Below are 4,609 nucleotides of genomic sequence, written 5' to 3'. Positions count from 1 at the left end.
GGTTGAGCCCCGATCCCGCCGCGCTGCTGGAGGCCGTGCTGACCGGCGTACCGCCGCGCCTCGCGCCGGCCCCAACTCCCCGCCGCGCCATTCCCGGCCTGTCCCGCGGCGCCGTTCTCGCCCCACGCCCGGCTGCCCTCCGCCTGACCGCTCCGCGTTCCGCACCCGCGGCGGCCGAGAGCGCCGAGCCGATCGCCTACACGGTGATCGAGGACCTGCCGGCAGCGCTGGCGGCGGAGGCGGCGCTGTACGAGGACTACGCGCTGGAGACCCTTCGCGTCGACGGCGGCCAGCCGCACCCGACCTCGCTGGTCCAGTCGACCGCGATGGCCTCGGTGCGCCTGCCGCGGCCGACCTACGCCCCGCGCCTGCCGGCGCCGGTCGTCGAGACCGGCCTCCTCTCGGACTGCCAGATCGAGACCGTGATCTACTCCGGCGCCGCGCACGCCCGCCACCTGCCGGGCCACTGGACCCTCGACGAGACCGGCACGCTCCTGTCCGCCGCGGCCGCGGGCGCGGAGGGCGCGGTGCGCTTCCGCCAGGGCTTCTTCCTCGGCGACGGCACCGGCGCCGGCAAGGGCCGCCAGGTCGCGGGCGTCATCCTCGACAACTGGATGCAGGGGCGCCGCCGGGCACTGTGGGTGTCGAAGTCCGACGCGCTGCTGGAGGACGCCCGGCGCGACTGGCGCCATCTCGGCCGCGAGCCGCTGCAGATCGTGCCGCTGTCGCGGTTCGCACCGGGCAAGCCGGTGACGCTGACCGAGGGCATCCTGTTCACCACTTTCGCGACCCTGCGCGGGGGGGCGCGCAACGGCGCGGGCTCGCGGCTCGACCAGATCTGCGACTGGCTGGGGGCCGGCTTCGACGGCGTGATCGCCCTCGACGAGGCCCACGCTCTGGCCAACGCCGCCGCCGGCTCCGGGGACCGCGGCGTGGTCGAGGCCTCGCAGCAGGGCCGGGCGGGGCTGGCGTTGCAGTACCGCCTGCCCGACGCCCGGGTGCTCTACGTCAGCGCCACCGGCGCGGTCACGGTCGAGAAGCTGGCCTACGCCCACCGCCTCGGCCTGTGGGGCGGGGGCGCCTTCCCGTTCTCGACCCGGGCCGACTTCGTCAGCGCGATGCAGCAGGGCGGGCTCGCGGCGATGGAGGTGCTGGCCCGCGACCTGAAGGCGCTCGGCCTCTACACCGCCCGCTTGCTCAGCTACGCCGGCGTCGAGGTCGAGATGCTCGACCACGCGCTCACCCCCGAGCAGGTCGCGATCTACGACGCCTACGCCGACGCGTTCCAGGTGATCCACACCAACCTCGAAGCCGCGCTCAAGGCCTCGGGCGTCACCGGCGCGTCCGGGACGCTGAACCGGGCGGCCAAGTCCGCGGCGCGCTCGGCGTTCGAGTCGAGCAAGCAGCGCTTCTTCAACCACCTGCTCACCGCGATGAAGTGCCCGTCCCTGATCGCGGCGATCGCGGCGGGGATCGAGGCCGGCCACGCCGCGGTCGTGCAGATCGTCTCGACCGGCGAGGCGCTGATGGAGCGGCGCCTCACCGAGATCCCCTCGTCCGAGTGGGGCGACCTTCAGGTCGACGTCACGCCCCGCGAGTACGTGATGGACTACTTCGCCCACGCCTTCCCGACCCAGCTCTACGAGCCCTACTCGGACGAGGGCGGCACGGTCCTGTCCCGGCCGGTGGTCGACGCCGACGGTCGGCCCGTCCCCTGCCGCGAGGCGGTGGAGCGCCGCGACGCGCTGATCGAGCACCTGTGCGGCCTGAGCCCAGTGCAGTCGGCCCTCGATCAGATCCTCCACCGCTTCGGCACGGAGGCCGTGGCGGAGGTGACCGGCCGCTCGCGCCGGATCGTGCGCCGGACCGGCAAGGACGGCGTCGACCGCCTCGTGCTCCAGAACCGCCCGGCCGCGGCCAACCTCTCGGAGACCCAGGCGTTCCAGGACGACGAGAAGCGGATCCTGGTGTTCTCCGACGCCGGCGGCACCGGGCGCAGCTACCACGCCGACCGGGGCGCGAAGAACCAGCGCCTGCGGGTGCACTACCTGCTGGAGGCCGGCTGGAAGGCCGACGCCGCGGTGCAGGGGCTCGGCCGGACCAACCGCACGAACCAGGCGCAACCGCCGCTGTTCCGGCCGGTCACCACCGACGTGAAGGGCGAGCGGCGCTTCCTGAGCACGATCGCGCGGCGGCTCGACACGCTCGGCGCCATCACCCGCGGCCAGCGTCAGACCGGCGGCCAGGGGCTGTTCCGGCCCGAGGACAATCTGGAGGGCCCCTACGCCGCGACTGCCTTGCGCCAGCTCTTCTGGGCGATCGTCCGCGGCGAGATCGCGGGCTGCCCGCTGAAGCAGTTCGAGGCGATTACCGGGCTGGCGCTCACCGACGAGGCCGGGGGCCTGCTCGACGAGTTGCCGCCGATCGGCCGCTTCCTCAACCGCGTCCTGGCGCTGCGCATCGGTGTCCAGAACCTCCTGTTCGAGGCGTTCGAGGAGCGGCTGGCCCAGGTGATCGAGGGCGCGATCAGCGCCGGGGTGTACGATGTCGGCGTCGAGGTGCTGACCGCCGAGTCGTTCACGGTCACCGACCGCGAGGTCGCCTACACCCATCCCGGCAGCGGCGCCCACACCCACCTCCTGACCATCGCGGAGCGGCGCCGGCTGCGGCCGCTCGCCCTCGACGCGGCGCTCGACATGGTGGCCGACGGCTACACGCCGGTGGTCAACGCCAAGTCCGGCCGGCCGGCGCTGATGGGGCGGGCCGCGAGCGAGACCCGCGAGGACGGCGCCGTGGTCGCGCGGGTGCGGCTGGTGCGCCCGCTCCAGCGCCAACTCCTCGACCGCGACCAGTATGCGCGATCCCAGTTCCGGGAGGCCACCGCCGAGGCGTTCCGGGCGGCGTGGAGCGGCGAGCTCGCGAGCCTGCCCGAGTTCGAGGAGCGCACCCTGTACGTCGTCACCGGGCTGCTGCTGCCGATCTGGGACCGGCTGCCGGGCATCGACATGCGCGTGTTCCGCCTCGTCACCGACGCGGGCGAGCGGGTCGTCGGCCGCGTCGTCGAGCCCGAGGATCTGCACGTCACCCGCGAGCGGCTGAACCTCGGCGCCGGCAGCACCTTGGCCCCGGCCGAGGCCTTCGCCGCCGTGCTCGGCGGACGCGCCGGCCTGCAACTCGCCGGCGGCCTCCAGGTTTGGCGCGTGCGGGTGATGAGCGAGGACCGGATCGAGCTGATCGGGGCGAGCGACGGCGCCCGGGCCGGGCTGAAGGCGCTCGGGCTGTTCTGCGAGGTGATCGCGTGGCGCACCCGCGTGTTCGTGCCCACCGGCGAGCGCGGGCCGGCGATCCTGACGGCTCTGCTCGATCGTCACCCGCTGCTGCGTTGCACAACCGCCAACGGCCACGCTTAATACGGCGATCGGACCGGGAGGCCGACCATGCCGACACATCCCCCCGCCGCGGAGATCGCCCGAAGCCTCGCCGAGAACGTCGAGGCGGTCTGCCGCCGCTACCTCTCCAACGGCTACCGCTCCGGCCGGTACTGGTGCGTCGGCGACGTCCACAACACGCAGGGCGCGTCGCTGTACGTGCGCCTGACCGGCCCGACCAGCGGCAAGGGCGCCCGCGGCAAGTGGCAGGACGCGGCGACCGGCGAGCACGGCGACCTGCTCGACCTGATCCGGCTCCAGCGCGGCGGCGGCTGGCGGGAGGCGCTGGAGGAGGCGCGGGCGATGCTGCGCCTGCCCCTGCCTCCGGAGCCGGAGCGCAGCCGTCCCCTCCCGGAGGCCCGGGACACGACCGAGTCGGCCCTGCGCCTGCTGCGCCACGGCCGGCGGCTCGTCGGCACACCGGCGGCGGCCTACCTGCGCTCGCGCGGGCTGGAGCACGCGCTGGGTCTCCCCGCCCTGCGCTTCCACCCGCGCTGCCTGTACCGGGCCTCGCGCAAGCATCCGGGCTCGGACACCTGGCACCCGGCCCTGCTCGCGGCCGTCACCGACCTGTCGGGCGCCGTCACGGCCGTCGGCCGGACCTGGCTCGCCGCGGACGGGCGCGGCAAGGCCGAGCTGCCCAAGCCCCGTCGGGTGCTGGGCAACCTCTTCGGCCACGGCGTGCGCTTCGCCGGCACCGCGTCCGACCTGCTGGTGGCGGGGGAGGGCGTCGAGACCGTGCTGTCGATCCACCGTCTGATGCCGGGCGTGCCGCACGTCGCCGCGCTCTCGGCCGGGCACCTCGGCGCCCTGATCCTCCCGCCCGGGTTGCGCCACCTCTACATCGCCCGCGACGCCGACGCGGCCGGCGAGCGGGGCGCGCGAACCTTGCGCCACCGCGCCGAGGCCGCGGGGATCGGCGTGACCGACCTGGACCCGCGCGAGGACGACTTCAACCGCGACCTGTGCCGCCTCGGCCCGCGCGACCTCGCCCTGCACCTCGCGCCGCAGCTCGACCCGAACGATGCGGTGGCCCACCTCCGCTTCGAGGAGGCGGTGGCGGCCTGAGCGGTCCGGGATCCGCGCAGAGCCGATCGGTTGTCCTCCGGACCGGAGAGGGCCGGCGCCCACGGCCTTCTCGAGAGGGCGACGGGTGCCGGGCCGGGGGGCTTGGGCGCAAC

2 protein-coding genes are annotated in these 4,609 nt (G+C 74.7%); both read left to right on the top strand.

Features of this window, described 5'->3' with window-relative positions; all coding sequences use genetic code 11:
• On the top strand, positions 1-3,410 hold a 3,410-nt coding region (locus AX737_RS21085; protein ID WP_066924650.1), incomplete at its 5' end, for a strawberry notch family protein.
• 27 nt (positions 3,411-3,437) lie between these two features.
• Entirely contained in the window at positions 3,438-4,496 is a 1,059-nt protein-coding gene (locus AX737_RS21080; RefSeq protein WP_066924648.1) for a toprim domain-containing protein, read from the top strand.
• The last annotated feature ends 113 nt before the right edge of the window (positions 4,497-4,609 follow it).

The organism is Methylobacterium sp. CCH5-D2 (assembly GCF_001556475.1).
In the GTDB taxonomy this organism is placed as follows: domain Bacteria; phylum Pseudomonadota; class Alphaproteobacteria; order Rhizobiales; family Beijerinckiaceae; genus Methylobacterium; species Methylobacterium hispanicum.
This window is presented reverse-complemented; position numbering and strand designations above follow the sequence as displayed.